Source organism: Streptomyces hydrogenans (assembly GCF_014656075.1).
Taxonomy (GTDB): Bacteria; Actinomycetota; Actinomycetes; order Streptomycetales; family Streptomycetaceae; genus Streptomyces; species Streptomyces hydrogenans.
In genome coordinates this window covers 1-26,953 of the sequence record NZ_BNBS01000112.1, presented here as the reverse complement: position 1 = coordinate 26,953, position 26,953 = coordinate 1, and the positions used below count along the sequence as shown (strand labels likewise).

General features: G+C 72.8%; 25 protein-coding genes. 14 read left to right on the top strand and 11 right to left on the bottom strand.

Translation table 11 applies throughout. The annotated features are described in order from the left end of the window. Positions 1-193 precede the first annotated feature (193 nt). On the top strand, positions 194-1,612 hold the full coding sequence (locus tag IE321_RS32560) for an ATP-binding protein (protein WP_226651901.1): 1,419 nt from the start codon (positions 194-196) through the stop codon (positions 1,610-1,612). Continuing rightward, positions 1,609-2,247, top strand: a complete 639-nt coding sequence (locus tag IE321_RS32555) for a hypothetical protein (RefSeq protein WP_190225539.1) — start codon at positions 1,609-1,611, stop codon at positions 2,245-2,247. Before IE321_RS32560 ends, IE321_RS32555 begins: the two co-directional genes overlap by 4 nt. 19 nt (positions 2,248-2,266) lie before the next feature. Here IE321_RS32555 and IE321_RS32550 read toward each other — a convergent pair whose 3' ends face one another. After that, entirely contained in the window at positions 2,267-3,097 is an 831-nt protein-coding gene (locus tag IE321_RS32550) for a serine hydrolase domain-containing protein (RefSeq protein WP_043226311.1), read from the bottom strand. Between the two features lie 51 nt (positions 3,098-3,148). Here IE321_RS32550 and IE321_RS32545 point away from each other — a divergent pair, with 51 nt between their 5' ends. After that, positions 3,149-3,571, top strand: coding sequence for a MerR family transcriptional regulator (locus tag IE321_RS32545; protein WP_190225538.1), 423 nt, complete (start codon positions 3,149-3,151; stop codon positions 3,569-3,571). Continuing rightward, the gene (locus IE321_RS32540) at positions 3,568-4,584 is read left to right on the top strand and encodes an aldo/keto reductase (RefSeq protein WP_190225537.1); all 1,017 of its coding nucleotides are present in this window, start codon (positions 3,568-3,570) and stop codon (positions 4,582-4,584) included. The genes IE321_RS32545 and IE321_RS32540 overlap by 4 nt, the downstream gene beginning before the upstream one ends. Before the next feature lie 59 nt (positions 4,585-4,643). Here IE321_RS32540 and IE321_RS32535 read toward each other — a convergent pair whose 3' ends face one another. The 7 genes from IE321_RS32535 to IE321_RS32505 form a co-directional block, all read right to left on the bottom strand. After that, a complete protein-coding gene (locus tag IE321_RS32535; RefSeq protein ID WP_043226314.1) occupies positions 4,644-5,858 on the bottom strand; it encodes an acyltransferase family protein in 1,215 nt (404 codons plus the stop codon). Beyond that, positions 5,855-6,838, bottom strand: a complete 984-nt coding sequence (locus IE321_RS32530; RefSeq protein ID WP_043226315.1) for an alpha/beta hydrolase — start codon at positions 6,836-6,838, stop codon at positions 5,855-5,857. Before IE321_RS32530 ends, IE321_RS32535 begins: the two co-directional genes overlap by 4 nt. Before the next feature lie 139 nt (positions 6,839-6,977). Then, positions 6,978-7,655: a response regulator gene (locus IE321_RS32525; protein ID WP_043226316.1), complete on the bottom strand. Its 678-nt coding sequence runs from the start codon at positions 7,653-7,655 to the stop codon at positions 6,978-6,980. Between the two features lie 313 nt (positions 7,656-7,968). Then, entirely contained in the window at positions 7,969-9,306 is a 1,338-nt protein-coding gene (locus IE321_RS32520; RefSeq protein ID WP_190225536.1) for a sensor histidine kinase, read from the bottom strand. Between the two features lie 233 nt (positions 9,307-9,539). Next, positions 9,540-10,415: a DUF4429 domain-containing protein gene (locus tag IE321_RS32515; protein ID WP_043226317.1), complete on the bottom strand. Its 876-nt coding sequence runs from the start codon at positions 10,413-10,415 to the stop codon at positions 9,540-9,542. A gap of 74 nt (positions 10,416-10,489) precedes the next feature. After that, on the bottom strand, positions 10,490-11,704 hold the full coding sequence (locus IE321_RS32510; protein ID WP_190225535.1) for an alpha/beta hydrolase: 1,215 nt from the start codon (positions 11,702-11,704) through the stop codon (positions 10,490-10,492). Positions 11,705-11,934: 230 nt separating this feature from the next. Next, positions 11,935-12,615, bottom strand: coding sequence for a TetR/AcrR family transcriptional regulator (locus IE321_RS32505; RefSeq protein WP_226651645.1), 681 nt, complete (start codon positions 12,613-12,615; stop codon positions 11,935-11,937). A 253-nt stretch (positions 12,616-12,868) separates the two neighbouring features. On the opposite strand from IE321_RS32505, the gene IE321_RS32500 reads away from it, so the two are divergent. Then, on the top strand, positions 12,869-14,362 hold the full coding sequence (locus IE321_RS32500; protein WP_372470238.1) for an MFS transporter: 1,494 nt from the start codon (positions 12,869-12,871) through the stop codon (positions 14,360-14,362). 121 nt (positions 14,363-14,483) lie between these two features. After that, entirely contained in the window at positions 14,484-14,912 is a 429-nt protein-coding gene (locus IE321_RS32495) for a peptidase inhibitor family I36 protein (RefSeq protein WP_190225533.1), read from the top strand. On the opposite strand, the gene IE321_RS32490 is transcribed toward IE321_RS32495, so the two are convergent. Both IE321_RS32490 and aceE read right to left on the bottom strand, forming a co-directional pair. Continuing rightward, the gene (locus tag IE321_RS32490; RefSeq protein WP_372470223.1) at positions 14,893-15,792 is read right to left on the bottom strand and encodes a potassium channel family protein; all 900 of its coding nucleotides are present in this window, start codon (positions 15,790-15,792) and stop codon (positions 14,893-14,895) included. The genes IE321_RS32495 and IE321_RS32490 overlap by 20 nt on opposite strands. A gap of 119 nt (positions 15,793-15,911) precedes the next feature. Further along, complete coding sequence (gene aceE / locus IE321_RS32485; protein WP_190225531.1) at positions 15,912-18,644, bottom strand: pyruvate dehydrogenase (acetyl-transferring), homodimeric type; 2,733 nt, start codon at positions 18,642-18,644, stop codon at positions 15,912-15,914. 444 nt (positions 18,645-19,088) lie between these two features. Here aceE and IE321_RS32480 point away from each other — a divergent pair, with 444 nt between their 5' ends. The 6 genes from IE321_RS32480 (at position 19,089) to IE321_RS32455 (ending at position 23,646) form a co-directional block, all read left to right on the top strand. Further along, positions 19,089-19,511 carry a DUF3052 domain-containing protein gene (locus tag IE321_RS32480; RefSeq protein WP_043226321.1) on the top strand — a complete coding sequence of 141 codons (423 nt, stop codon included), beginning with the start codon at positions 19,089-19,091 and terminating at the stop codon, positions 19,509-19,511. A gap of 151 nt (positions 19,512-19,662) precedes the next feature. Continuing rightward, positions 19,663-20,121, top strand: coding sequence for a peroxiredoxin (locus tag IE321_RS32475; RefSeq protein WP_043226322.1), 459 nt, complete (start codon positions 19,663-19,665; stop codon positions 20,119-20,121). A 166-nt stretch (positions 20,122-20,287) separates the two neighbouring features. Beyond that, positions 20,288-20,863, top strand: coding sequence for a TerD family protein (locus tag IE321_RS32470; RefSeq protein WP_030495317.1), 576 nt, complete (start codon positions 20,288-20,290; stop codon positions 20,861-20,863). 142 nt (positions 20,864-21,005) lie between these two features. Beyond that, positions 21,006-21,581, top strand: a complete 576-nt coding sequence (locus tag IE321_RS32465) for a TerD family protein (RefSeq protein ID WP_043226324.1) — start codon at positions 21,006-21,008, stop codon at positions 21,579-21,581. Positions 21,582-21,610: 29 nt separating this feature from the next. Beyond that, the gene (locus tag IE321_RS32460) at positions 21,611-22,759 is read left to right on the top strand and encodes a DUF475 domain-containing protein (protein ID WP_190225530.1); all 1,149 of its coding nucleotides are present in this window, start codon (positions 21,611-21,613) and stop codon (positions 22,757-22,759) included. A gap of 149 nt (positions 22,760-22,908) precedes the next feature. Continuing rightward, positions 22,909-23,646 (top strand): TerD family protein, encoded by a 738-nt coding sequence (locus IE321_RS32455; protein ID WP_043226327.1) that lies wholly within the window; start codon positions 22,909-22,911, stop codon positions 23,644-23,646. A 16-nt stretch (positions 23,647-23,662) separates the two neighbouring features. On the opposite strand, the gene IE321_RS32450 is transcribed toward IE321_RS32455, so the two are convergent. After that, a complete protein-coding gene (locus tag IE321_RS32450; protein WP_190225540.1) occupies positions 23,663-24,541 on the bottom strand; it encodes a TerD family protein in 879 nt (292 codons plus the stop codon). Positions 24,542-24,955: 414 nt separating this feature from the next. Between IE321_RS32450 and IE321_RS32445 the strand changes: the two genes are divergently transcribed. Beyond that, on the top strand, positions 24,956-26,131 hold the full coding sequence (locus tag IE321_RS32445) for an HpcH/HpaI aldolase/citrate lyase family protein (protein WP_043232525.1): 1,176 nt from the start codon (positions 24,956-24,958) through the stop codon (positions 26,129-26,131). A gap of 18 nt (positions 26,132-26,149) precedes the next feature. Continuing rightward, positions 26,150-26,953, top strand: an 804-nt coding sequence (locus IE321_RS32440; RefSeq protein WP_190225529.1) for a phosphoribosyltransferase domain-containing protein, incomplete at its 3' end; no start/stop codon positions are given.

Sequence of the window (26,953 nt, the reverse complement as noted above, 5' to 3'; positions counted from 1 at the left end):
CCTGGGCCGCCGGGAGGCCGCCGGGACCGGGGGCCGCGGCGCCGCCGTGGCCGCGGCGCCCGGCCCGCACCCCTCCGACGGGGACGTCCGGCGGGACGGCAGCGGCGCACGGAGCGGTCCGGAGGGCGACACCGCCGGAGGGGTACGGGAACCCCGGAACCGCGCGCGAGGCCGCCGCCCCCGCCCCTTCGGCCTGCGCACCCGTCTGGTCTTCGCGTTCCTCCTCGTCGCGGCCGTCGGCTGCGGCACCACCGCCGCCCTCACCTACCGCGCCGCCCGCAGCGCGATCCTGGAGCAGACGCAGAACACCGCCGTCTCCGCCTTCCGCCAGCAGGTCGAGGACCTCAACATCAACCTGCCCCTCGACGAGGCCTCGCTCCGCGACCGGCTCCTCCACATCGCCCGGCAGGGCAAGCCGCGCCCCTGGCGGGTCTACGCCGAGTACGGCTCGCTGCGCGCCTCCTCCACGGACCGTCCCACCTCCTCCGTCCTCACCCCGGAGCTGCGGGCCCGCGCCCACGCGCGCGGCGGCACCCCGCACACCAGCTTCCAGCGCGTGGTCAAGAACGGCAGCCCCTACCTGACGATCGCCGTCCCGGCCGGCTTCCTCACCCAGGCCGGGCAGGAGACGACCCAGCCCACCGGTCTCGTCCTCTACGCCGTCATGGAACTGGACGAGGAGGAGGGCAACATCGAGGCCATGGTCACCGCCGCCCGCGACGGCGCCCTGCCCGCCCTCGCCGTCGCGCTGATCCCGGCCCTGATCGCGGCCCGCGGCGTCCTCCGCCCGGTCCGCGAACTCCGCCGCGCCGCCGCCAGCATGGGCCGCGGCCGGCTCGACACCCGCATCCACGCCAAGGGCAGCGACGAACTCGCCGACCTGGCCCGCACCTTCAACGAGTCCGCCGCCGAACTGGAGCGCTCCGTCGCCGAACTGCGCCGCGCCGAGGCCCGCGCCCGACGCTTCGCCTCCGACGTCTCCCACGAACTGCGCACCCCGCTGGCCGGGATGCTCGCCGTCACCGAGGTGCTCGACGAGGACGCCGGCACCCTGGACAGCGACACCGCCCGCGCGGTCCGCCTGATCAGCGCCGAGACCGTCAAGCTCGCCGTGCTCGTCGAGGACCTCATGGAGATCTCCCGCTTCGACGCCCGCGCCGCCGAGCTCCACACCGACGAGGTCGACGTCGCCGACTGCGTCCGCAAGACCCTCAGCAGCCGCCACTGGACCGACCCCGAGCAGGTCCACGCGGCCCTGGGGGAGGGCATCAGGGCCCGCCTCGACCCCCGCCGCTTCGACGTCGTCGTCGCCAACCTGGTGGGGAACGCGCTCCGGCACGGACGCGCCCTCGTCACCGTCCGGGTGTACGTGGACGAGGACGGGTCCACGCTCGTCGTCCAGGTCTCCGACCGGGGCCCCGGCATCCACCCGGACGTCCTGCCGCACGTCTTCGAGCGCTTCTACAAGGCCGACCCGGCCCGCACCCGTTCCGCCGGCAGCGGCCTCGGCCTGGCGATCACCCAGGAGAACGTCCGCCTGCACGGCGGCACCGTCTCGGCCGCCAACCATCCGGCGGGCGGCGCCGTCTTCACCGTACGGATCCCGCTGTGAGGCGCCGGACCGCGGCGGCCCTGACCGCCCTGCTCGCCACCGCGGCGCTCGCCGGCTGCGGCATCCAGGGCAGCGACGTCGTCGAGGCGGGCGGGGCGCCGACCGTCGTCGTCGCGCCCGTCCCCGAGAGCCGGATGCTGCTCTACTTCCTCGGGCCGGACGGCGCTCTCATGCCGGTCTCCCGGGACGTCGGCCTCACGGACTTCCCCGTACCCGTACGGACGAAGCCGGGCGGCGGGACGGAAACGGGCACCGGCGACGACCACTTCGACGGCACCGGAACCGGCTTCGAGATCGACGCGGACCACCCGTACGCCTCCGGCCTGGCCGCCGTGAAGGTGCTCGGTGCCCTGCTCGCGGGCCCCGGCGGCGCCGACCGCCAGGCGGGCCTCACCACCGAACTGCCCGAGAGCGGCGAGCTGATCAGGGTCGAGTCCGACGGCGAGGGCGGCATCCGGCTCCGGACCCCCTTCTCGGCGCGGGAGCTGTCGGAGGGCGCGGTCGCCCAGCTCGTCTGCACCGCCGCGTACGCCGTGGACCGCTCCGGCACGCCGGCCGTCACCGTCACGGGCCCGGACGGCGCCCTCCCGGAGACCACCTGCGCGATCACGTCCCCGCCGGAGGACGAGCCCTAGGCGAGGGCGGCCGGGGGCGTCAGCGCCGCAGGTCGGCCAGGACGGCGTCGGTGAACGGCGTCCACGCCTCGATCGCCCACGGCCCGAAGGCCCGGTCGGTGAGCGCCACGCAGGCGGCCCGCACGTCCGGGTCGATCCACAGGAAGGTGCCGGACTGCCCGAAGTGGCCGAAGGCACGCGGCGAGGACGTGGTGCCGGTCCAGTGCGGGGCCTTGCCGTCCCGGATCTCGAAGCCGAGCCCCCAGTCGTTCGGCCGCTGGTGGCCGTAGCCGGGCAGGATGCCGGTGAGACCCGGGTACGTCACCGTCATCGCGTCCAGCACCGTGCGGGCGTCGAGCAGCCGCGGCGCCTGCACCTCGGCCGCGAACCGCACCAGGTCGTCCACGGTCGACACCGCGTCCTTGGCGGGCGAGCCGTCCAGCGTCGTGCCCGTCATGCCCAGCGGCTCCAGGACCGCCTGGTGCAGGTAGTCGGCGAAGGGGATGTCGGTGGCCTTGGCGACCAGGTCGCCCAAGACCTCGAAGCCGGTGTTCGAGTAGATCCGGCGGGTGCCGGGCGCGGCCATGACCCGGTTCTCGTCGAAGGCGAGGCCCGAGGTGTGCGCCAGCAGGTGCCGCACGGTCGCGCCCTCCGGGCCGGCCGGCTCGTCGAGGTCGATCGCCCCCTCCTCGTACGCGACGAGCACCGCGTACGCCGCCAGCGGCTTCGTCACCGAGGCGAGCGGGAACCGGTGCCCGGTCGGACCGTGGCTCCCGGCCACCGTGCCGTCCGCGCGGACCACGGCCGCCGCCGCGGTGGGGACGGGCCAGTTCTCGATCGCCGCCAGGCTCGGCAGGCTGCTGCTCTCCATGGGGCCGAGCCTACTTGCTTGGAGTGCACTCCAACGTTTTAGCGTGGGGGCATGAGCGTGATCGAGAGCACGAGCACGGCCCGGCCGCCGGCCACCCGCAAGGACCGCTACACGATCAGCGAGGTCGCCGCCCTGACCGGCCTCACCGCGCACACCCTGCGCTGGTACGAGCGGATCGGCCTGATGCCGCACGTCGACCGGTCGCACACCGGCCAGCGCCGCTTCACCGAGCGGGACCTCGGCTGGCTGGCCTTCGTCGGCAAGCTGCGGCTCACCGGCATGCCGGTCGCCGACATGGTCCGGTACGCCGAGCTGGTCCGCGAGGGCGACCACACCCACGCGGAGCGCCGCGCCCTCCTGGAGGACACCCGCCGCGGCGTCCTGACCCGGATCGCCGAACTCCAGGACACGCTCGCCGTGCTCGACCTCAAGATCGACCACTACGGAACCATCTGCGGAGGCACCCCCTCATGAGCGAGAAGATCGACACCGTACGCCTCGGCCAGGACGGCCCCGAGATCGGCATCCAGGGCTTCGGCGCCATGGGCATCAGCGAGTTCTACGGCGCCACCGACGAGGCCGCCGCCCGCGACACCCTGGACGCGGCCCTGGAGGCCGGCGTCACCCTGATCGACACCGCCGACATCTACGGCAGCGGCGCCAACGAGGAGTTCCTCGCGCCCTTCGTCGCCGCCCACCGCGACGAGCTCGTCCTCGCCACCAAGTTCGCCATCGAACGCGACCCCGCGCGCGCCTCCCACCGCGGCGTCCGCAACGACCGCGACTACGTCCGCCAGGCCGTCGAGGGCAGTCTGCGCCGGCTCGGCGTCGACACCATCGACCTCTACTACATGCACCGCCGCGACCCGTCCGTGCCGTTCTCCGAGTCCGTCGGCGCCATGGCCGAGCTGGTCGCCGAGGGCAAGGTCCGCCACCTGGGACTGAGCGAGGTCACCGGACCGGAGCTGCGCGAGGCGCACGCCGTCCACCCCATCGCCGCCCTCCAGTCCGAGTGGTCGCTCTTCTCCCGCGACGTCGAACGCTCCGCCGTGGCCGCCGCCGCCGACCTGGGCGTCACCTTCGTCCCGTACTCGCCGCTCGGCCGCGGCTTCCTCACCGGCTCCTTCGCCGACGCCGGCAAGGACCTCCAGGACGGCGACTTCCGCCGCCACCAGCCCCGCTTCACCGGCGAGAACGCCGAGCGGAACGCCGCCCTCCTCGACCCGGTCCGGAAGATCGCCGCCGCCCACGGCGCGACCCCCGCCCAGATCGCCCTCGCCTGGGTGCAGCAGCGCGCGGCCGTCCACGGGCTGACCGTCGTCCCCATCCCCGGCACCCGCAAGCGGTCCCGCCTGGAGGAGAACGCCGCCGCCACCCGCATCACCCTCACCGACGCCGAACTCGCCGCCCTCGAACCCCTCGCGGCCCTCGTGGCCGGCGACCGCTACCCCGACATGAGCCTCACCTCGGCCGCCCGCGAGGGCTGAACCGCAGGACCCGAACCCGCCGGCCCGCCGGCCCTGGAGCCAGCTGCTCCCGGGCCGGGTCACGCGAGGCCCAGGGCGAAGACCGCGAAGCCCGTCGCGAGCAGACCCGCCAGCGCGCGGCGGGCCGGACCGGTGCGCGCCCACGGCGACTCGAAGCCCCGCGCGTACCGGCCGACGAGCACCAGCAGTCCCGCGAAGACCGGCATCCAGGCCAGCCGGGCCAGGATCCAGCCGACCGAGTCCGGCGCCCCCACGAGCCCGGGCACCTCGCCCAGGAACGAGGCGGGCACCGCCGCCGCGAGCATCGCCGTCTGGTGCCAGCACAGGATCGTCATCGCCGACAGGTTGATCACGACGACCGGCGCCCACAGCGCGGGCCGCCTCAGCCACCGGCCGATCCGGTCCCGCAGCAGGATCGCGGCCCCGCTCTGGAGCGCGGCGAGCGCGAGCACCAGCAGCGACGGCGGGTGCGAGTTGGTCCGGGCCTCCCCGGGCACGCCCACCATCGACGCCGGGTAGCCGAAGACCAGCAGCAGCGCCGCGAAGAGCGCCGCGCCACCGAGCAGCAGCGCCCAGGCGTGCCGGCGGCGCACCCGGCCCTCGCCCCAGGCGACGCCGAGCTGGTACGCGAAGAGCCAGCCCGGCAGGATGTTCAGCAGGCTCAGCCAGGACGGCACGGCGTCCGCGTACGGGCCGTACCGCAGGAAGTCCACGACCGCGACGGAGCCGAGCAGCGGGGCCGCCGCCCACACCCCGAACCGGCGCGCGGCCCGCACGCACAGCGGGGTCAGCGCCGTCACCACCGTGTACACGCCGACGAACCACAGCGGCTGGATCACCAGCGTGGACGCCGTCCGCAGGGTGTCCACCGGCACCCCGAGCCCGTGGTGCAGCAGCGGCAGCAGCGCCGCCCACACGGCGGTCACCCCCAGCACCGGCCGGCCGAGCCGGGCCAGCCGTCCACCGAGCCAGGCCCGGGTGGTGCCGGTCCACCGCCGGAAGGAGAGGACGGAGGCGTAGCCGCCGACCAGGAAGAAGATCCCCAGCATCTGGAGGACCCAGCTCGCCGGGGCGAGCGCGCCGAAGGTCGCGAGCGGCGAGGCGTTGTGGATCGCGCCGTCGGCGGAGAGCGTGAACCCGCCGAGCAGCCAGTGCCCGGTGGGCACCGCCAGCAGCGCCAGGGCGCGCAGTCCGTCCACGGCCCGGTCGCGGTGGGCGGGGGTACCGGCCTCGATCTTCCGCACGAGGGCCTTGGCGGGGGCGAGCGTCTTCATCGGACGTCCCCCTCGGCGATCGCGGCGAAGGCGCGCAGGGAGGAGGTGCCGGGCGCGAGGTAGCCGTCGTGGCCGTCCGCGTCCCCCGCCTCCACCGGGCGGGCGCCGAACTCCGGCGCCGTGGGGTCGGTGCCGTGCCCGAGCCCGGCCACGGCCACGTTCGGCACCCGGTCGATCCAGTCCGTCGGATCCTTCGCCGCCCACACCCGGGCGTCCGTCCGCAGCGCGGCGACGTTCTCCGCCCGCATGCCGGGGGAGCCGAACACCACCAGGTCCTTGGCCTTCAGCCGGTGCGCCGCGAGCCCGCAGACCACCGAGCCGTAGCTGTGGCAGAACACGGACGGCTCCGGGCGCACCCCGGCGGCCCGCAGCCCCTCCGCGAAGCGGACCAGCCGCTCGGCGCCCGCCTCCGCCAGCTCGCCCGAGGCGGCGTCGAGCCCGACGCCGACCGGGGTGGTGTAGCCGGCCCAGGCGACGACCGCCGTGCGCCCGCCGGTCGCCTCCCGCAGGGCGGTGGCCTTCCGGGTGAGGGAGCCCATCCGCCCGGCGTCGACGTCGGAGCCGGGCACCACGACCGCCACCCGCTCGGCCGTCGCCAGGTCCCCGTAGACCAGGACGGTCTGCCCCCGGCCCCGCGCGTCGTGCGCCAGGACCCGCGCCCCCGGGTACCGTCCCTCCGCCGTACGGGAGTTGGCCGCGTACCGCAGCTCCAGCGGTGCCCCGTCCAGGTTCCCGACCACCGTCGGGTGCTCCCGCACGAGCCGCCGCCGCTCGGCGGGGCCGAGGCCGGCGAAGAAGCGGGCGACCCCGGCCGGGTCCATCCGCGCCGGGTCCGGCAGACCCGCGGCCCGCCACTCGGCGGTCCCGGCCGGCGGCCCGGTGACGGGCTCCTGCGCGGTCCCGGACGCCCAGCCGGCCGTCCCCGCCACGACCGCCGTCACCATGACGGCGGTCACCAGGGTCCTCGTGATGCGGCGCATGCCCGCCCTCCCTCTCTCGTTGTCGGCGAGAGGAAGGTAGGAAGACGGTGGGTGACGGCACGTCACACCGGGGAGCCAACTCCCCTGCCATACCCGGGTAGGGGGTGGACGAGGAGCCGCCCCCCGGCCCGGGGTGGGGTTAACCCCCGGGGGTCACCAGGCCCGACTCGTAGGCGAAGACCACCGCCTGCGCGCGATCCCGCAGGTCGAGCTTGGCCAGCACCCGCCCGATGTGGGTCTTCACGGTCTGCTCGGCGAGCACCAGCCGCTCCGCGATCTCCTGGTTGGACAGGCCCCGCGCGATCAGCTCCAGGACCTCGGTCTCACGCGGGGTCAGTCCGTTGAGCCGCAGCGCCGTCACGTCCTTGCGCGCGGCCGGCCGGGTGGCGGCGAAGTCGGCGATGAGCCGACGGGTCACGGACGGTGCCAGCAGCGCGTCGCCCGCGGCCACGACCCGCACGGCGGCGATCAGGTCGGCGGGCGGCGCGTCCTTGAGCAGGAACCCGGACGCCCCCGCCCGCAGCGCCTCGTACACGTAGTCGTCGACGTCGAAGGTGGTCAGCATCAGCACCTTCGGCCGGTGCGTCACCCCCGCCGGCGGGTGCAGGATCTCCCGCGCCGCCGCCAGCCCGTCCAGCTCCGGCATCCGCACGTCCATCAGCACCACGTCGGGGTGCGCGGCCCGTGCCACCTCGACCCCCTGCCGCCCGTCCGGCGCCTCACCGACCACGTCGATGTCGCTCTGCGCGGCCAGCAACGCGGCGAACCCCGCCCGCACCATGGCCTGGTCGTCCACGATGATCACCCGAATGGTCACCCGTCACCCTCACTCCCGAGCCCCCTGAACCCCCCGACCCTAGCCCCCACCCCTCTCACCACCCGCCACGCACCACGGGCCCGGCTCCGCACCCGATCCGCGCCCCTCAGACTCCTCCCGTCCCGCGACCCGCCGCTCCGGGCCGTGTCCGATCCCCTCCCGCTCCGGGCCCTCACCTCCGTAGCCGGGCATCCCGGTCCGCCACTGTCACCTCCACCTCGACCGCTCCCGCCCCCGTCACCGCTCCCACGCCCCCGTCACCGCTCCCGCGCCTCCGGGCCGAGCCCGCCCCGGCCGCCGCCGAGGGCGCGCGTCACGCCGCCGTGTCCGCCGCCTCGGGGGCCAGGGGGAGGCGGGCCGCGACGCGGAAGCCGCCGTCGGGGAGGGGCCCGGTGTCGAGGGTGCCGCCGGTGAGGCGGACCCGCTCGCGCATCCCGACGAGACCGTGGCCGGTGCCGGTGCTCTCCAGCGGCGCGACCGGCTCCGCGGCGGGGCCGTTGACCACCAGGACCATCAGCCGGCCGGACCCGTCCTCGCGCACCGACACCCGGGTCGGGGCGCCCGGCGCGTGCCGCACCACGTTGGCCAGCGCCTCCTGCACGATCCGGTACGCGGAGAGGCCCACCGCCTGCGGGACCTCGGTCCGTCCGTCGGCCAGCTCCGTCGCGAGCGACAACTCGGCGGGCAGGCCCGCCCGTACGGTCGCCTCCACCAGCTGCTGGAGCCGGTCGAGCCCGGGCTGCGGCGCGCGCTCGCCCTCGCTGCCGTCGCTGCGGAGCACCGCGAGCAGCCGTCGCATCTCGGCCAGCGACTCCCGCGCGCTGCCGGCGATCGACGCGAACTCCTCGCGGGCCGCCTCCGGGAGCTCCGGGATGCGGTAGGGCGCGGAGTCCGCCTGCACGGTGATCACCGACATGTGGTGGGCGACGACGTCGTGTAGCTCGCGGGCGATCCGGGCGCGCTCCTCCAGGAGCGTGCGCCGGGCCCGCTCCGCCTCGCTGATCGTCTCCTGCTCGGCGAGTCTTCGCTGGGCCTCGCTCCGCGCCCGTATCGCGGAGGTGAGCAGCAACAGCACCCCGCTGAGCACGAAGAGCAGCGTGGTGATGCCCGTGTCGCCGTACGGCCGCACGATCTCCAGGAGATAGCCGGCCGCTCCGGTCGCCAGCCACACCCCGATGAGGGTGCGGCGCGGCTCGCGCAGCCCGAGCGCGAGCATCAGCGCGCAGTACCCGACGACGACCGGTGGCGTCCACGGCCACAGCTGGGCGCGGGGTCCGTCGGAGGCGAGCATGACGAGCGCCCCGGCGACGGCGGCGGGCAGCACCACCCACCAGGCCTGCAACGGCCGCGTCGCGGCGAGCAGCAGCGGCGCGGTCTGCGCGGTGGCGAGCGCTCCGGCGAGGGCGCCGGGCACGTCGTAGTCGTTGATGAGCAGATGGACGGTGACCGGGAGCAGGGAGGCGACGAGCGCGACCCCGAACCCGTACGGCAGCAGCCGCGTCCACCGCGAGGACGCGTCCGCGAAGGGCGCGGACCCGGGCGCGGCGGGTACGTCGAAGGCGGCTTCCAGCGCCCGGACGACACCGTGCGACCAGCCCTTGAGCCGCGCCGCGAGCCGCCGCGGCGCCGGCCGCTTCTCGATCACTTTCATGTCGAGTCAGCCTAGGTTCGCGGCCCGGCCCCGTCGTCGTACCAGGGGTGACAATCCCGGATCAAACCCAGGTATGACGGCGCGCGACTTTCGTCGCGCGCCCCTCCCGCCGTCGCCCGCCACGGCACCAGCCCACCGCCACGGCACCGTCACCGCCCGCACAGCCGAGGAGCCGCACCGCGCCCGCACAGCCAACGAGCCGCACCGCACTGCACCGCCAAAGCACCGCACCGTCACAGTTCGGCCAGCAGCTCCGTCTTCTTCGCCGCGAATTCCTCGTCCGTCACCAGGCCCGCCTGATGCAGTTCGCTCAAGTGGCGAATCCTTTCAGCGATGGCCCCGGGGTCCCCGTGCGCCGCACTGCGCGCCCCCACGGGGACGGGCGTGCGGTCCTTGGCGCGGATCGCCGACAGGACGGCCGCCGCGAACGGGAGGGAGTCGTGCACCGGGCCGTAGCCGAGACCGAAGACGACCGACGCCGGGTCGTGGTCGGGCCGGTCCGCCCGGGGCGCACCGCCCCGGGGGAGCAGCCGCAGGAACCCGCCGGGGGAGTCCGGCGAGCGCCACTCGACGCCGCTCAGCTCCCGCAGCGGGAAGACCTGGTCACCCGTCTTCCACTTCTCCGACGTGGCCATCGTCGAGGACCAGCGGAAGGACACCTCGGACGACCCGTCGAACGTGGCCTTGCCGTCGTACGCCTTGAAGGAGAGCGGGCCCTGCGGCGCCGCGACGAGGAAGCCCGTGTCGAAGCGGTCCGCCGGGTCCGCGGGCCCGGGCGGGATCACCGCGGTCAGCTCGTCGCGCAGCCGGGCGGCCTGCTCCTCCCGGTCGGCGGGCAGCGCCAGCCGGTACGGGTCGCACGTCTCCTTGAGCTGCCCGGCGGCCGCCTCCATCAGGGGATCGACGCCCGGCCGCGGCACGGCGTGCAGGACGACGGTGCCGCGCCGCCCCGGCGCGAGCGTCGCCGAGGCCAGCGCCTCGTACGGCACGCGTCGCTCGCGCAGCGCCTGGAACAGCCTCGGCGTACGGATCCCCCGTTCGAAGCGGATGACGAGGGCGTCGCTCTCGAACTCCCAGGTGGCATGAATTCCGGCCAGCACATCACCCATACGCCTCATCGTAAGCGGCGCGTGGCCGTGCGTCGCCCCTCGGAACTGTCAGGAAATTCCGTGATCTACGCGCGTCAGAGGCCGGTGCCGCCGGAGATTCCTCCGTGGCAGGCGCTGTCGGCACCTGCGCAGACGACCCTTCCGAAGGCCCCCGCGCCTATCGCCGCGAAATTGCCGAGACTCTGCGTCCCCGGCTCGAAGTAACCGGCGTGTCCGGCCGCCCCGGCCGCCGAGACGAGCCGCGCGCCGAACTCCGGCGCCACCGGGTCCGCCCCGTGCCCGACCCCGCCGAGCTCCAGGTGGGGGACGTCCGCGATCCAGTCCCCGGCGTCCCGCATCGCCCATATCCGGGCCCGGGTGCGCAGCTCGGAGGCCGTCTCCACCCGCATCCCGGGGCTGCCGGCCACCGCCAGGTCGGTCACCCGGTCCGGGAGCCGGGGTGCGGCGATCCCGCAGAGCACGGAGCCGTAGCTGTGGCAGAAGAGCGCCACCCGGGCCGTCCCCGGCAGGCCCTCGGTCAGCCGGACGAGCCGGTCGGCGCCGTTCGCGGCGAGCCGTCCGGTCGCCGCGTCCACGCCCACCCGGGCGGGTGCGGTGTAGCCGGCCCAGGCGATCACCGCGACCCGCTCGTCGGGGGCGGTGCGCCGCTCGGCCTCGTACAGGGCGCGGGCCATGCCGACGGGGGCGGTGTACCGCCCGTTGGTCTTCTGGAAGGTCAGGAGGTGGGTGTCGACGCCGGGCACCACGACCGACACCCGCCGGGCGCGCTCCAGGTCGCCGAGGACCTCGGCCGCCCGTCCGGTGCCGGTGGGGTCGAAGGCGAGGATCCGGCGGCCGGGCTCCAGCAGGGAGACGAGCCGGTCCACCCGGCGGCGGGCCTCGTGCCGGCCCTCGGCGGAGAGCCGGGGGTCGTCGAGCCGGGGCCGTTCGGCGGCCAGCGCGCGGGAGAGGCCGATCCGGTTGGCGCGGTACCGCAGGGCCGGCGGGGCCCCGTCGAGATTGCCGACGACGAACGGATGACGCACCGCGAGACCTTCGGCGCGGGCCGGGCCGAGCGCGGCGAACCAGGCCGCGATCGTACGGGGCGGGGTGGTGGCCGGATCCGGCGGCGGGACGTCGCCGATCCGCTCCCGCGCCCAGGCGGCCAGCGCGGCCTCCATGGAGGGTCCGGACACGGGCCGGTGCCGGATCGTGGTCCACCCGGTGGTGGCCAGCATGATGAGGACGACGCCCAGCGCGAGGAGGGTGCGCAGGACGGCGAGGGACGGCGGGACGTCGGCGGAGGTCACGGGCGCACACCCTAGACGCCCAAGATGACGGACCCTACTTTCCGGCCACCGGAGCACGCTCCTCCGGCCTCCCGAGAACGGTCCTCCGGTCTCCGGATTCGGTACTCACCCACCTCCGCGCCCCTCGACGAGACGGTCGCCCGCCGCCCTCGGCGAGAGGGCCGCCCCCGACCCGTCGGCGGCGCGGCGCGGCGGTCCGCGGCCCTCGACGAGGCGGCTTTCCACGGCCCTCAACGACGCGGCAGCGGCTCCCGCCAGTGCAGCGAGAGCGCCGGGCCCAGGTGGTCCAGATACCACTCGGTGAGGGCCCGGATCCCCTCCAGGGTGCGGTCCGGTCCCTTGCCCCACATCTGTCCGGTGACGCGCATCACGCCGCTGAAGGCGGCCACGGCGATCCGGGGCCGGGGGTCGGCGTCCACGTCGAGCCCCTCGCGGCGGGCGACGACCCGGGCGATGGTCTCCTCCAGCTCGCTGGACCGGCGCAGGTGGACGGCGAGCAGCGCCGGCGTCGACTCGATCATGAAGAAGGTCCGCAGGTAGAGGTCGACCGGGACGACCTCGTCGATCGCGTCGCCCACGCCGTCCCACGCGGCGAGCACGGCGTTGCGCATCGCGTCGAAGGGGCCCTCCCCGGGCGGGCGGGCGGTCAGGGCGCGCACGAACTCCTCCTCCACCATCCGCTGGACGGCGAAGGCCACCTCCTCCTTGGACGCGAAGTAGCGGAAGAAGGTGCGCTGGGAGACCTCCACGGCCTCGACGATCTCGTCGACGGTGGTCCGCTCGTACCCCTGGGTCGTGAAGAGCTCCAGGGCCACCCTGACGAGCGCGTCGCGGGTGCGCTGCTTCTTCCGCTCGCGCAGGCCGGGCGCGGACGGTCCAGGTGCGGACGGTCCGGGCGCGGACACGGTCAAAGGAGTCTCTTTTCAGCCGATTACGGGAGCTTCTTCCTGCTCAGCGTACCTGTGAGCTACGTGACAGTTACCGACGCGTGAATCACTTTGTCAATTGTCAGTGACTGTCACTAGCCTCTTTCCCATGACTAGTCAGACCACAGTGGAAAAGGCCCCGCAGGGCCAGGGGGGCGCCCGGGAGCCAGGTCCGGCCCCGGCGAAGGGCCTGCGCGGCCACCCCTGGCTGACTCTCTTCGCCGTCGCGGCGGGCGTGATGATGGTCGCGCTCGACGGCACGATCGTCGCGATCGCCAACCCCGCCATCCAGGCCGACCTCGGTGCCAGCCTGGACCAGCTCCAGTGGATCACCAACGGCTACCTGCTCGCGCTCGCCGTCGCGCTCATCACCGCGGGCAAGCTCGGTGACCGCTTCGGCCACCGCCAGACCTTCCTCATCGGCATCGCCGGCTTCGCCGCCGCCTCCGGCGCGATCGGCCTCTCCGACTCGATCGCCTTCGTGATCGGCTTCCGGGTGCTCCAGGGCCTCTTCGGCGCCCTGCTGATGCCCGCCGCGCTCGGCCTGCTGCGCGCCACCTTCCCCGCCGAGAAGCTGAACATGGCCATCGGCATCTGGGGCATGGTCATCGGCGCCTCCACCGCGGGCGGCCCGATCCTCGGCGGCTTCCTCGTCGAGCACGTCAGCTGGCAGTCCGTCTTCTTCATCAACGTGCCCGTCGGCGTCGTCGCCCTCGCGCTCGGCCTGATCATCCTGAAGGACCACCGCGCCGAGAACGCGCCGCGCTCCTTCGACGTCCTCGGCATCGCGCTGCTCTCCGGCGCGATGGGCCTCCTCGTCTGGAGCCTCATCAAGGCCGGCGCGGACTGGGGCTGGACCAGCGCCAACACCTGGGGCTGCCTGCTCGGCGCGATCGTGCTCTTCGTCGTCTTCGCGGTCTGGGAGACGAAGGTCGAGGAGCCGCTCATCCCGCTCGCCATGTTCCGCTCGGTGCCGCTCTCGGCCGGTGTGGTGCTGATGGTCCTGATGGCCTTCGCCTTCATGGGCGGCCTCTTCTTCGTGACCTTCTACCTCCAGGGCGTGAAGGGGCTCGGCCCGATCGACGCCGGACTGCGGCTGCTCCCGCTGACCGCGATGATGATCGTCTCCTCGCCGCTGGCCGGCGCGCTCATCACCAAGTTCGGCCCGCGGGTGCCGCTCGTCGGCGGCATGGTCTGCACGGCCGCCGCGATGTTCGGCATGATCTCGCTCTCGGCCGACACCAGCACGCTGACCATGTCCCTCTGGTTCGCCCTCCTCGGCCTGGGCCTCGCCCCGGTCATGGTCGGCGCCACCGAGGTCATCGTCGGCAACGCGCCGCTGGAGCTGTCCGGCGTCGCCGGCGGTCTCCAGCAGGCCGCCATGCAGGTCGGCGGCGCGCTCGGCACCGCGGTGCTCGGCGCGGTCATGGCGTCCAAGGTCTCCAGCGCCTTCGAGGCCAACTGGAAGGACGCCGGCATCCCGGTCCCGGCCGACCCGCGCCTGGAGGAGGCCGCCGAGTTCGGCATGGCCCCGCAGGAGATGGCGCAGGCGCCCGGCATGACCCCGGACCTCTTCGCCAAGATCTCCGACGTCATCCACGACACCTTCCTCCAGGGCATGGGCCTGGCCTTCACCGTCGCCGGTGTCGTCGCCGTGGTCGCGGCGCTGGTCGCCACCCTCACCAAGCGCGGTGAGAACGCGGAGGCGGGCATGGGCGGCGGGCACATCTGACCCCGAGGTTCCCTAGGGGCCGTCACCCGTTCGAAGGAACGGGGGCGGCCCCTCTTCCGTTCGGCGGTCACCTCGTCCATGCTCGTGATTACAGAGAGTGACGACATGGGGGTTGATCTGCATGAACGCGAAGACGGCGACGGTACTCACAGGGCTGGCCGCCCTTCTCCTGGCCACCCTCCCGGCGACCGCCGCGGCGGCCGCACCGCCCGCGCCGGCCGCTCCGACGGCACCGGCCGTGCTCACCGCGCCGGCCGCCGTGGCCGCGCTCGGCGCCTGCGGGCCCGGCCGGCTCTGCCTCTGGCCGAAGCCCGACTTCAAGGGCAGGCCGTGGACGTACGAACTGGCGACCACGGACCTCGACAGCTGCGTCGCCCTCCCGGCCGGCGGCTCGGCCCAGTCCCTCGCCGTCCGCACCGGCCGGCCGGTCACGACGTACCAGTCGGCGGAGTGCGCGGAGACGGGTGAGTTCGAGACCTATCCGGGCCGGGGCACCTGGATCCCGCAGGCGCCCTACGAGGTCAGAGCCTTCAAGCTCTGGGAGCGCTAGCGGCCCCCGAAGAGGCCTCGGAAGCGGCTTCTCGTACGGACTCCGGCCCGCTCTCTCGTACTCCCTCCGATACGCCTTCGGGGCCGCCGCCCGATACGCCCTCCGGTACGCCTCCGGGGCCGCCACCCGGGGCGGCCTGGGGCGGGACCGGGACGGAGAGCCGGGCGACCTCGGCGCGGAGCTCGCGGACCTCCCGGGCCAGGGTCTCCAGGAGCTCCGTCTGCCGGCGCTCCAGCGCGTCGTCCCGCTCGAAGCGGGAGATGAACCAGGCCGCGATGTTGGCGGTGACCACACCCAGCAGGGCGATGCCCGAGAGCATCAGCCCGACCGCGAGCACCCGCCCGAGCCCGGTCGTCGGCGCGTGGTCGCCGTAGCCGACCGTCGTCATCGTGGTGAAGGACCACCACACCGCGTCGCCCAGGGTCTTGATGTTGCCGTTCGGCGCGTCCCGTTCGACGTGGAGCACCGCCAGCGAGCCGAACATCATCAGCCCGACCACCGCGCCCGCCACATAGGTGGTGAGCGTTATCTGCGGGGCCATCCGGGCCCGCCGGCCCACGAGGAGGAGGGTGGAGACCACACGCAGCAGCCGCAGCGGCTGCACCATCGGCAGCAGGACCGCGAGCAGGTCGAGGGGGTGGGAGCGGACGAACGCCCAGCGGAACGGGGCGAGCCCGAGCCGGACCGCGTAGTCCACCGCGAAGGCCGCCCACACGCCCCACTCGACCCACGAGCACAGGCGGTGCACCCACGGCTCGGCGCCGGGCGCGACGATCGGCACGGCGTAGGCGATGCCGAAGGCCACCGCGAGCACCAGCAGCGGGGTCTGGGTGCGCTCTTCCCAGCGGAGCTTCGGAGGGCGCTCCTTCTTCACGGACATGCGGGGCATCGTAAGGAATGCCGAAGGGCGGCGGGACCACCGGTCCCACCGCCCCTCACCAGGCGCTACGCCCGCCCGGCCGTGACGCTCGCGCGGGCGTCACGGCCCTCCGGGGCGCGTCAGGCGTCGCCGCCCGCCGGACCCGGGTCGGCGGCCGCCACGTCCAGCAGCTGGTAGCGGTCCACCGCCTGCTTCAGGACCGCGCGGTCCACCTTGCCGTCGCGGGCCAGCTCGGTCAGTACCGCGAGCACGATCGACTGGGCGTCGATGTGGAAGTACCGGCGGGCCGCCCCGCGGGTGTCCGCGAAACCGAAACCGTCCGCACCGAGGGAGGTGTACGAGCCGGGGATCCAGCGGGCGATCTGGTCCGGCACCGAGCGCATCCAGTCCGAGACCGCCACGAAGGGGCCCTCGGCGGCCTGGAGCTTGCGGGTGACGTACGGGACGCGCTGCTCCTCGTCCGGGTGGAGCAGGTTGTGCTGCTCGACCGCCACCGCCTCGCGGCGCAGCTCGTTCCAGGAGGTCGCGGACCAGACGTCGGCCTTGACGTTCCACTCCTCGGCGAGGATCCGCTGCGCCTCGATCGCCCACGGGACGGCGACGCCCGAGGCCATGATCTGCGCCGGGATCGCGCCGGCCTCGGCGCGCTTGAAGCGGTGGATGCCCTGGAGGATGCCCTCCACGTCCACGTCCTCGGGCTCGGCCGGGTGCTGGATCGGCTCGTTGTAGACCGTCAGGTAGTAGAAGACGTCCTCCGCCTGGGGGCCGTACATCCGGCGCAGACCGTCCTGGACGATGTGCGCGATCTCGAAACCGAACGCCGGGTCGTAGGCGACGCAGGCCGGGTTCGTCGAAGCGAGGAGGTGAGAGTGACCGTCGGCGTGCTGGAGGCCCTCGCCGGTCAGCGTGGTGCGGCCGGCCGTGGCGCCCAGGACGAAGCCGCGCGCCAGCTGGTCGGCCATCTGCCAGAACTGGTCGCCGGTCCGCTGGAAGCCGAACATCGAGTAGAAGACGTAGACCGGGATCAGCGGCTCGCCGTGGGTGGCGTAGGCCGAGCCGGCGGCGATCAGCGAGGCCGTGCAGCCGGCCTCGGAGATGCCGTCGTGCAGCATCTGGCCGGACGGGGACTCCTTGTAGGCGAGGAGGAGTTCGCGGTCCACCGCCTCGTACTGCTGCCCCAGCGGGTTGTAGATCTTGGCGCTCGGGAAGAAGGAGTCCATGCCGAAGGTGCGGTACTCGTCCGGCGCGATCAGCACGAAGCGCTTGCCGATCTCCTTGTCCCGCATCAGGTCCTTCAGCAGCCGGACGAAGGCCATCGTGGTGGCGATCGACTGCTGGCCCGAGCCCTTGCGGACCGCCGCGTAGGTCTTGTCGTCCGGCAGGGCCAGCGGCCGGGACCGCACGACCCGGGTCGGCACGTAGCCGCCGAGCGCGTTGCGGCGGTCGTGCATGTACTGGATCTCCTCGGAGTTCCGGCCGGGGTGGTAGTACGGCGGCAGGCCGGACTCCAGCTCCTTGTCGGTCACCGGGATGTGCAGCCGGTCGCGGAAGCGCTTGAGGTCGTCGACCGTCAGCTTCTTCATCTGGTGGGTGGCGTTGCGGCCCTCGAAGTTGGGGCCGAGGGTCCAGCCCTTGACCGTCTGGGCCAGGATCACCGTCGGCTGGCCCTTGTGGGCCTTGGCCGCCGCGTAGGCCGCGTAGATCTTCTTGTGGTCGTGTCCGCCGCGTCCCAGGTGGAGGATCTGCTGGTCGGACATGGACTCGACCATCGACCGCAGCCGGTGGTCGTCGCCGAAGAAGTGGTCGCGGATGTACGAGCCGGTCTCCGTGGCGTACGTCTGGAACTGCCCGTCCGGGGTCGTGTTCAGCCGGTTCACCAGGATGCCGTCGCGGTCCTGCGCGAGCAGCGGGTCCCAGGAGCGGTCCCAGATCAGCTTGATCACGTTCCAGCCGTTGCCCCGGAAGATCGACTCCAGCTCCTGGATGATCTTGCCGTTGCCGCGGACCGGGCCGTCGAGCCGCTGGAGGTTGCAGTTGACGACGAAGGTGAGGTTGTCGAGGCCCTCGCGGGCCGCGATGGAGAGCTGGCCGAGCGACTCGACCTCGTCCATCTCGCCGTCGCCGAGGAAGGCCCACACGTGCGACTTGGTGGTGTCGGCGATCCCGCGCGCCTCCATGTACCGGTTCATCCGGGCCTGGTAGATCGCGCCGAGCGGGCCGAGGCCCATCGACACCGTCGGGAACTCCCAGAAGTCCGGCATCAGCCGCGGGTGAGGGTAGGACGACAGCCCGTTCGGGTACTTCGACTTCTCCTGGCGGAAGCCGTCGAGCTGGGTCGCGGTCAGCCGGTCCAGGAGGAAGGCGCGGGCGTAGATGCCGGGGGAGGCGTGCCCCTGGAAGAAGATCTGGTCGCCGCCGTCGCCCTCGTCCTTGCCCCGGAAGAAGTGGTTGAAGCCCACGTCGTAGAGGGAGGCCGAGGAGGCGAAGGTGGCGATGTGGCCGCCGACGCCGATGCCCGGGCGCTGGGCGCGCGAGACCATCACGGCGGCGTTCCACCGGGTGGCGTTGAGGACCCTGCGCTCGATCTCCTCGTTGCCGGGGAAGAAGGGCTCGTCCTTGGTGGCGATGGTGTTGACGTAGTCCGTGCTGCGCATCTCGGGCACGGCCACCCGCTTCTCGCGGGCGCGCTCGATCAGCCGGAGCATCAGGTAGCGGGCCCGCTCACGGCCCCGCTCGTCGACGGCCGCGTCGAGGGAGTCGAGCCACTCCTGGGTCTCTTCCGGGTCGAAGTCCGGGACCTGGCTGGGAAGGCCGCCAATGATGATCGGGTTGCGATCGGATCCGGGAGCCACGCTGTTCCTTCGCTGGTCGGGGGGAGCCCCAGGAGGGAGGGGAGCCCCGTTGAGGCCGGGATGTCCGAGGCCGGGGACGTCCATCGTGTACCCGGCTGGCGGCACACGTCATCTTTACCGAGAGGTGGTGCTCCCCGCGCCCTCTCCGCGCGAGGGGTGTGGTCAAATCGCAACCTTACGCCCAATCCGCGCATGCGTTCCGGCAATGCGTTCGGCAGACTGAAACCGCAGAAGCCCGCCAAGCGGGACGAATCGTGCACCCCCGGTCACGGAGAGCTGTCGGAAGGCGCCGGAAGTTGCGGTGAGACGGCCCCAAACGTCACCGTTTCGGCGGTCTCCACGGCCGGGTACTTGCGCGATCCGCCCCGTCACGTGTGGACTACGGCCAGCGCCGCGCGCATGCGCGGCCCGAGCATTTTCCGATACATGATCAGGAGGCAAGCCGTGAGCGCGACCGCGGACCACGCGGAGGAGCGGACCAACCCGGCGGCGAGGCTGGGGTTCGAGCCCGGACAGGTGGTCCAGGAGATCGGCTACGACGACGACGTCGACCAGGATCTCCGCGAAGGCATCGAGTCCACCATCGGCCAGGAGCTCGTGGACGAGGACTACGACGACGTCGCCGACGCCGTCGTCCTCTGGTTCCGTGATGAAGACGGTGATCTCACCGACGCCCTGGTGGACAGCATCGGTCTGCTGGAGGACGGAGGCAACATCTGGTTGCTGACGCCGAAGACCGGCCGCGACGGCTACATCGAGCCGAGCGACATCAACGATGCCGCGCAGACCGCTGGTCTCTCCCAGACCAAGAGCATCAGCGTCGCCAAGGACTGGACGGGCACCCGCCTGGCCGCTCCCAAGCGCTGATCCCCTGCTGCGCGAGAGCCCTCGCCGTCGCCACGGCGGCGGCTCTCGCGCGCCCCGAGGGGCTTCGGCGGGGCCCTCGCGGGCCAGGCCGTAGGGTGGGGTTCACCGGTTCGGCCCAGAGGCCGGGCCCCGTCGAAGGGATGCGTACGCGATGGCGATCGAGGTCGGCACCAAGGCCCCCGATTTCGAGCTCAAGGACAACCACGGGCGCACCGTGCGGCTCTCCGACTTCCGCGGTGAGAAGAACGTCGTGCTGCTCTTCTACCCCTTCGCCTTCACCGGCGTGTGCACCGGCGAGCTCTGCGAGCTCCGCGACAACCTGCCGAAGTTCGTCAACGACGACACCCAGCTGCTCGCGGTCTCCAACGACTCGATCCACACCCTGCGCGTCTTCGCCGAGCAGGAGGGCCTGGAGTACCCGCTGCTCTCCGACTTCTGGAAGCACGGCGACGCCTCCCGCGCCTACGGCGTCTTCGACGAGGAGAAGGGCTGCGCCGTCCGCGGCACCTTCATCATCGACAAGGAGGGCGTCGTCCGCTGGACGGTCGTCAACGCCCTGCCGGACGCCCGCGACCTCGACGGGTACCTGAAGGCCCTCGAAACCCTCTGAACCCTCCGGGCCGGAGCCGGAATCGGAGGCCGTCGGCCGACACCCCCCGATTCCCCGGGCGAATCGTCTGTTTCGACTGGGAACCCGTCACTAGGATCCAGTCGTTGATCCGATGCCAACGCACGACCGGGGGCGCTGCCCCTGAAAACCAATGATGGAGGGACTCGTGGGAGTCAGCCTCAGCAAGGGCGGCAACGTCTCGCTGACCAAGGAGGCCCCTGGCCTCACCGCCGTGACCGTCGGTCTGGGCTGGGACGTCCGCACCACCACCGGTACGGACTTCGACCTCGACGCCAGCGCCATCCTGGTCAGCGAGGCCGGCAAGGTGCGCAACGACCAGGACTTCGTCTTCTTCAACAACCTCAAGAGCGCCGACGGTTCCGTCGAGCACACCGGTGACAACCTCACCGGTGAGGGCGAGGGCGACGACGAGCAGGTCAAGGTCAACCTGGCCGGCGTCCCGGCCGACGTGGCCAAGATCGTCTTCCCGGTGTCCATCTACGACGCCGAGAACCGCCAGCAGTCCTTCGGCCAGGTGCGCAACGCGTTCATCCGCGTCGTGAACCAGGCCGGCGGCGCCGAGATCGCGCGGTACGACCTCTCCGAGGACGCCTCGACCGAGACCGCCATGGTCTTCGGCGAGCTGTACCGCCACGGCGCGGAGTGGAAGTTCCGCGCGGTCGGCCAGGGTTACGCCTCGGGCCTGCGCGGCATCGCGCAGGACTTCGGCGTCAACGTCTGAGCCGCACACCCTCAGGGCCGTCCGGGCCGGGCCGTCGAGGCCCGGGACCGGACCCCGCTCGACGACGTCCGGCGCCGCACCCCTCGTGCGGCGCCGGACGTGCCTCATGGCAGCAGCATCCACCGGGGAGGAACCGAACACCATGGGCGTCACGCTCGCCAAGGGAGGCAACGTCTCCCTCTCCAAGGCCGCACCCAACCTCACCAAGGTCCTCGTGGGCCTCGGCTGGGACGCGCGGTCCACCACCGGAGCCCCCTTCGACCTCGACGCCAGCGCTCTTATGTGCCAGGCCGGCCGGGTGCTCGGTGACGACTACTTCGTCTTCTACAACCAGCTGCGCAGCCCCGAGGGTTCGGTCGAGCACACCGGCGACAACCTCACCGGAGAGGGTGACGGCGACGACGAGTCGCTCGTCATCGACCTGACCCGCGTCCCGCCCCAGTGCGACAAGATCGTCTTCCCTGTCTCCATCCATGACGCGGACAACCGCGGCCAGACCTTCGGCCAGGTCAGCAACGCCTTCATCCGCGTGGTGAACCAGGCGGACGGCCAGGAACTCGCCCGCTACGACCTGTCCGAGGACGCCTCGACCGAGACGGCGATGATCTTCGGCGAGCTTTACCGCTACAACGGCGAATGGAAGTTCCGCGCGGTCGGTCAGGGGTACGCGTCCGGACTGCGGGGCATCGCTCTAGACTTCGGGGTCAACGTTTCGTAAAGCCGCGTTATCACACAATGGGGTAGGCAGTGCTTCTGAAAACCTTCGGCTGGTCGTTCGCGATCACCGCCCTCGGCCTCGTCGCCGCGGTGTTCTACGGGGGGTGGGAGGCGTTCGGGATCGTCGCGATCCTCTGCGTCCTCGAGATCTCGCTCTCCTTCGACAACGCCGTGGTCAACGCCGGCATCCTGAAGAAGATGAATGCCTTCTGGCAGAAGATCTTCCTCACCGTCGGCATTCTGATCGCCGTCTTCGGAATGCGGCTGGTCTTCCCCGTCGTGATCGTCGCGATCAGCGCCAAGATCGGCCCCATCGAGGCCGTCGACCTCGCGCTCAACGACGCGGACCGCTACCAGGAACTGGTCACCGACGCGCACCCGTCGATCGCCGCCTTCGGTGGCATGTTCCTGCTGATGATCTTCCTCGACTTCATCTTCGAGGACCGTGACATCCAGTGGCTGCGCTGGATCGAGCGCCCGCTCGCCAAGCTCGGCAAGGTCGACATGCTGTCGGTCTGCATCGCGCTGATCGTCCTGCTCGTCACCTCGATGACCTTCGCGACCCACGCCCACCAGCACGGCGGCACGCACGTCGACAAGGCGCAGACGGTCTTGATCTCCGGCATCGCCGGCCTCATCACGTACCTCGTCGTCGGCGGTCTCTCGGGCTTCTTCGAGAACAAGCTGGAGGAGGAGGAAGAGCGCGAGCACGAGGTCGAGGAGGAGGCCAAGCGCAGCGGCAAGAAGGTCTCCGCCGTCCAGCTGGCCGGCAAGGCCGCCTTCTTCATGTTCCTCTACCTGGAGGTCCTCGACGCCTCCTTCTCCTTCGACGGTGTCATCGGCGCGTTCGCCATCACCAACGACATCGTCCTGATGGCCCTCGGCCTCGGCGTCGGCGCCATGTACGTCCGGTCCCTCACGGTCTACCTGGTCAAGCAGGGCACCCTGGACGACTACGTCTACCTGGAGCACGGCGCGCACTACGCCATCGGCGCCCTCGCGGTGCTCCTCCTGGTCACCATCCAGTACGAGATCAACGAGGTCATCACCGGCCTCATCGGCGTCGTCCTGATCGCCTGGTCCTTCTGGTCCTCCGTCCGCCGCAACAAGGCGATCGCGGCGGCGGAGGGCGGCTCCGGCTCGTCGGACGACAAGGCCGAGGTGAGCTCCGGGGTGTGACACCCTGCTCCCCGGTGTGCGCCCCGCCACGGGGTGTGACACCGGGGACAATGAGGAACGCTTCCCTGCGGGGCGGCCGGTGTGCCCGGCCGCCCCGCAGGCGTGTGGCGGGCGGGCAAGGCGACCGATCTGTGGGGGGTGGGGGCCCGATGGCCTTCTGGGACAACCTGATTCCGGGACGAGCGACGTCCTTCGACACGGGGGTGGGCGCGTCCCACACCATCGACCTGACCAGGCGCCGCCCCTCGGTCTCGCTCGCCAAGCAGGGCGGCGCCACCGGCAACCTGCGGGTGAACCTCTCCTGGCGGATGCGGACCTCCGACATCGAGGGCCGCTCCCGGCAGAGCGGCCGGCTGCTGCGCAACCCCGCCCAGTTCTTCCGGCCCGAGGTCGTCCAGGCGCACACCCAGGGCATGGTGAACGTCGACCTCGACCTGGGGTGCCTGTACGAGCTCAAGGACGGCAGCAAGGGCGTGGTGCAGCCGCTCGGCGGCTTCTTCGGCGACCTGAACGCCGCCCCGTACGTGAAGCTCAGCGGCGACGACCGGTTCGGCGCCCCCTCGGGGGAGACGATCTTCGTCAACCTCGACCACAAGGACGAGATCAAGCGGCTGCTCTTCTTCGCGTACATCTACGACCAGACGCCGGCCTTCGACCGGACGCACGCCAAGATCACGCTCTATCCGAGCAACGGCCCCCGGATCGAGATCGAGCTCGACGAGCGCGCCCCGCAGGCCCGCTCCTGCGCCGTCTTCTCCGTGGACAACAGCAAGGGCGAGCTGCTGGTCCGGCGCGAGGTGCGGTTCGTCTACGGCTTCCAGGCCGAGCTGGACCGCCTCTACGGCTGGGGACTCCAGTGGGGCCGCGGCTACAAGTCCAAGACGTGACGGCGGCCCCCGGCGGTCAGCGGCGCTGGAACTGCGGCCCCATCGGAGGCATCCGGAAGTCCGGTACCTGCTCGGCGCCGTGCCCGGCGTGCACCGGCTGCGGATAGCCGTACGCGGGCCCCGGGCCCGGCACCCGCTCCTGCGGGTAGCCGTAGGAGGGCTCCCGGTCGGGCATCGGCGGCACGGGCGGCGCCGTCGATGCGGGCGTGTGGACGACGGTCGCGTCGAGGTCCGGGCGCGCGGCGGAGCCCGTACCCGCCTCGGCGGCGGAGGCGTCGATCAGCGCCGTCTCGAGGAGCGAGGGATCGGCGGGGGAGTCCCCGGAGGTCCCCTCGGCCGCGCCCTCCGGATCCTCGTCGACCGAGATGCCGAAGTCCGTCGCCAGGCCCACCAGGCCGGTCGGATAGCCCTGCCCGACCGCGCGGAACTTCCACCCGTCGCCCCGGCGGTACAGCTCGCCGCAGATGACCGCGGTCTCCTCGCCGGTCTCCGCCGTCACGGCGAAGGACGCCAGCGGCTCCCGTTCGGGCGCGGCCGTGGCGTCGTACAGGAAGATCGTCAGGTCCGTCACCGCGCGGAAGGTGCCGCCGTCCGAGGAGGCGGCGAGCACCACCCGGTCCATGGACGGGTCGAGCGCGCCGAGGTCGGCCTCGACCGTGTCCGTCAGCCCCTCGGCCACCCGCTTCTTCGGCAGCCGCCGCACCAGGCCCGAGGGGTGGCGCGGCTGGTTGTAGAAGACGAAGTCCTCGTCGGAGCGGCAGCGCCCGTCGGGCCCCAGGACCAGGGCCGAGGCGTCCACGTCGGGGACCCCGGGGCCCGGGGTCCAGCGGAGCACGGCCCGTACGGCCGCGGTGTCGAGAGGGACGTTGGAGCCCTTCAGCATCGCGTGCGTCATGACGGCCATCCTGCCCTCCTGCCCGACCGCGGGACAACGCGGGGGCGCCACGGGTAGCGGAGCGGCCCCCACCGGCGCCCCCGCGCCCTCCGGGAGCGCCCGCCCCACGCCCTCCGCGCGCCGTGTCGGCCCCGGCCCGCCCCGCAGCCCCCCGACCCCCGCCCCGCCCGCCCCGCGGGCCCCAGGGCCCGCCCTCACGCGCTCCCGCGCACCCCCGGCGCGACCCGGGGGCGCACCCCTGACGGATCCCGGGGCCCGCACCTGACGGAATCAGGGGGCTCAGGGGGTAGAGAGAGGTCGGACGGGCAGGGGTTACCTGGATTTCATGCGCGGTGGGAACTACGGACACCCGCACCTACGTACTATTACCGGCCACATGTCTTCAGGCCCAGGGAAAGCAGACGGGGGACACACATGCGTCATTTCGGGCACATCCCGTCCGCGGTACGGAGCGGGCTGTTCCACCGCGAGCCGGCCGACTTCACCGCCGACTCGCCCGCCCGCACGCTCGCGGTCGCCCTCGGCGCCACGCTCTACAGCCCCGCCACCCGGCCCCGGCTCGCCGACGCCGTCCGCAAGCAGGCCGCCCGCGGCGTCGTCTCCATGGTCCTCTGCCTGGAGGATTCGATCAGCGACGCCGACGTCGAGGCCGGCGAGGACAACCTGGTCCACGAGTTCCGCGACCTCGCCGACGGACGGGCCGCCGGCGGCCCCGACGTCCCGCTGCTCTTCATCCGCGTCCGCGAACCCCGCCAGATCACCGACCTGACCGACCGCCTCGGCGACACCGTGAGCCTGCTGTCCGGATTCGTACTGCCGAAGTTCACCGAGGCCCGCGGCGGAGCCTTCCTCGAAGCCCTCACCCAGGCCGAGCGCGCCGCCGGCCGCCGCCTCTACGCCATGCCCGTCCTGGAGTCCCCCGAGCTCCTCCACCTGGAGACCCGGGCCGAGACCCTCGCCGGCATCGCCTCGATCACCGACAAGTACCGCGACCGGGTCCTCGCCCTCCGCCTCGGCGTCACCGACTTCTGCTCCGCCTACGGGCTCCGCCGCTCGCCCGACATGACCGCCTACGACGTCAAGGTCGTCGCGCACGTCATCGCCGACGTCGTCAACGTCCTCGGCCGCGCCGACGGCTCCGGCTTCACCATCACCGGACCCGTCTGGGAGTACTTCCGCCCCGGCGAGCGCATGTTCAAGCCCCAGCTGCGCCGCAGCCCCTTCCTGGAGGGCCGCGCCGAGGACCTGCGCACCGCCCTCATCGAGCACGACATGGACGGCCTGCTCCGCGAGATCGAGCTCGACCGCGCCAACGGCCTCCTCGGCAAGACCTGCATCCACCCCACCCACGTGCTGCCCGTCCACGCCCTGTCCGTGGTCAGCCACGAGGAGTGGAGCGACGCCCAGGACATCCTCCGGCCCGAGCGGGACGGCGGCGGAGTGCTCCGCTCCGCCTACACGAACAAGATGAACGAAGTGAAACCGCACCGGGCCTGGGCCGAGCGCACCCTGCTGCGCGCCGACGCCTTCGGCGTCGCCCGCGAGGACGTCGGTTTCGTGGAACTGCTCACCGCCGGCCTCGCCGGCTGACGAAAGGACGACGGCGACGTGGTGTGGACCGGAACGTGGGTCGCGGAGCGGCTCGGCGTCGAGCTGATCGGCGACGAGGAACTGCCGGCCCTCTTGGGCCTCGCCCTGCGCCGCAACCCCAAGCGGGCCCATCTGCTCGTCTCCAGCGTGCTCGGCAAGCACGTGCCGCAGCACCCCTCGGTCGTGTACGGCTCCGGCCTCGGCCTCGGCCTGCGCGTCCGTGAGCTCCTCGGCGCCGAGGACGCCGGGCGGGCCGTCGTCCTCGGCTACGCGGAGACCGCCACCGCCCTCGGCCACGCCGTCGCCGACGGCCTCGGCACCGCCCCCTACCTCCACTCCACCCGCCGCCCCGTCCCCGGCGTCACCACCGCCGGCGGCTTCGAGGAGTCCCACTCCCACGCCACCTCGCACCTGCTGCTCCCCGAGGACCCGGAGCTGCTGGCGGGCAAGGGGCCGCTGGTCCTCGTCGACGACGAGTTCTCCACCGGCAACACCGTCCTCAACACCATCCGCGGCCTCCACGAGCGCTACCCCCGCGACCGGTACGTCGTCGTCGCCCTGGTCGACATGCGCGGCCCCGCCGACCGCGACCGGCTCACCGGCTTCGCCGCCGAGATCGGCGCCCGCGTCGACCTGATCAGCCTCGCCGCGGGCACCGTCGGCCTCCCCGACGGCGTCCTGGAGAAGGGCCAGGAGCTGGTTGCCCGGCACGAGACCGGCCGCCCCGCCCTCCCCGCGCCCCGCACCCGCACCAGGACCGCCCCGGCCGGCACGCCCGCCGACGCCCCGGCCGGCCCGCCCCCCCCCGTGCGCGTCGCCCTC

What these genes read in the sequence shown, in the direction of transcription:
- IE321_RS32550 (WP_043226311.1), bottom strand. Translation starts at nt 3,097, where the DNA reads ATGGAGAGCAGCAGCCTGCCGAGCCTGGCGGCGATCGAGAACTGGCCC.
- IE321_RS32545 (WP_190225538.1), top strand. Translation starts at nt 3,149, where the DNA reads ATGAGCGTGATCGAGAGCACGAGCACGGCCCGGCCGCCGGCCACCCGC.
- IE321_RS32540 (WP_190225537.1), top strand. Translation starts at nt 3,568, where the DNA reads ATGAGCGAGAAGATCGACACCGTACGCCTCGGCCAGGACGGCCCCGAG.
- IE321_RS32535 (WP_043226314.1), bottom strand. Translation starts at nt 5,858, where the DNA reads ATGAAGACGCTCGCCCCCGCCAAGGCCCTCGTGCGGAAGATCGAGGCC.
- IE321_RS32530 (WP_043226315.1), bottom strand. Translation starts at nt 6,838, where the DNA reads ATGCGCCGCATCACGAGGACCCTGGTGACCGCCGTCATGGTGACGGCG.
- IE321_RS32520 (WP_190225536.1), bottom strand. Translation starts at nt 9,306, where the DNA reads ATGAAAGTGATCGAGAAGCGGCCGGCGCCGCGGCGGCTCGCGGCGCGG.
- IE321_RS32515 (WP_043226317.1), bottom strand. Translation starts at nt 10,415, where the DNA reads ATGGGTGATGTGCTGGCCGGAATTCATGCCACCTGGGAGTTCGAGAGC.
- IE321_RS32500 (WP_372470238.1), top strand. Translation starts at nt 12,869, where the DNA reads ATGATGGTCGCGCTCGACGGCACGATCGTCGCGATCGCCAACCCCGCC.
- IE321_RS32495 (WP_190225533.1), top strand. Translation starts at nt 14,484, where the DNA reads ATGAACGCGAAGACGGCGACGGTACTCACAGGGCTGGCCGCCCTTCTC.
- IE321_RS32490 (WP_372470223.1), bottom strand. Translation starts at nt 15,792, where the DNA reads ATGTCCGTGAAGAAGGAGCGCCCTCCGAAGCTCCGCTGGGAAGAGCGC.
- IE321_RS32475 (WP_043226322.1), top strand. Translation starts at nt 19,663, where the DNA reads ATGGCGATCGAGGTCGGCACCAAGGCCCCCGATTTCGAGCTCAAGGAC.
- IE321_RS32465 (WP_043226324.1), top strand. Translation starts at nt 21,006, where the DNA reads ATGGGCGTCACGCTCGCCAAGGGAGGCAACGTCTCCCTCTCCAAGGCC.
- IE321_RS32455 (WP_043226327.1), top strand. Translation starts at nt 22,909, where the DNA reads ATGGCCTTCTGGGACAACCTGATTCCGGGACGAGCGACGTCCTTCGAC.
- IE321_RS32450 (WP_190225540.1), bottom strand. Translation starts at nt 24,541, where the DNA reads ATGACGCACGCGATGCTGAAGGGCTCCAACGTCCCTCTCGACACCGCG.
- IE321_RS32445 (WP_043232525.1), top strand. Translation starts at nt 24,956, where the DNA reads ATGCGTCATTTCGGGCACATCCCGTCCGCGGTACGGAGCGGGCTGTTC.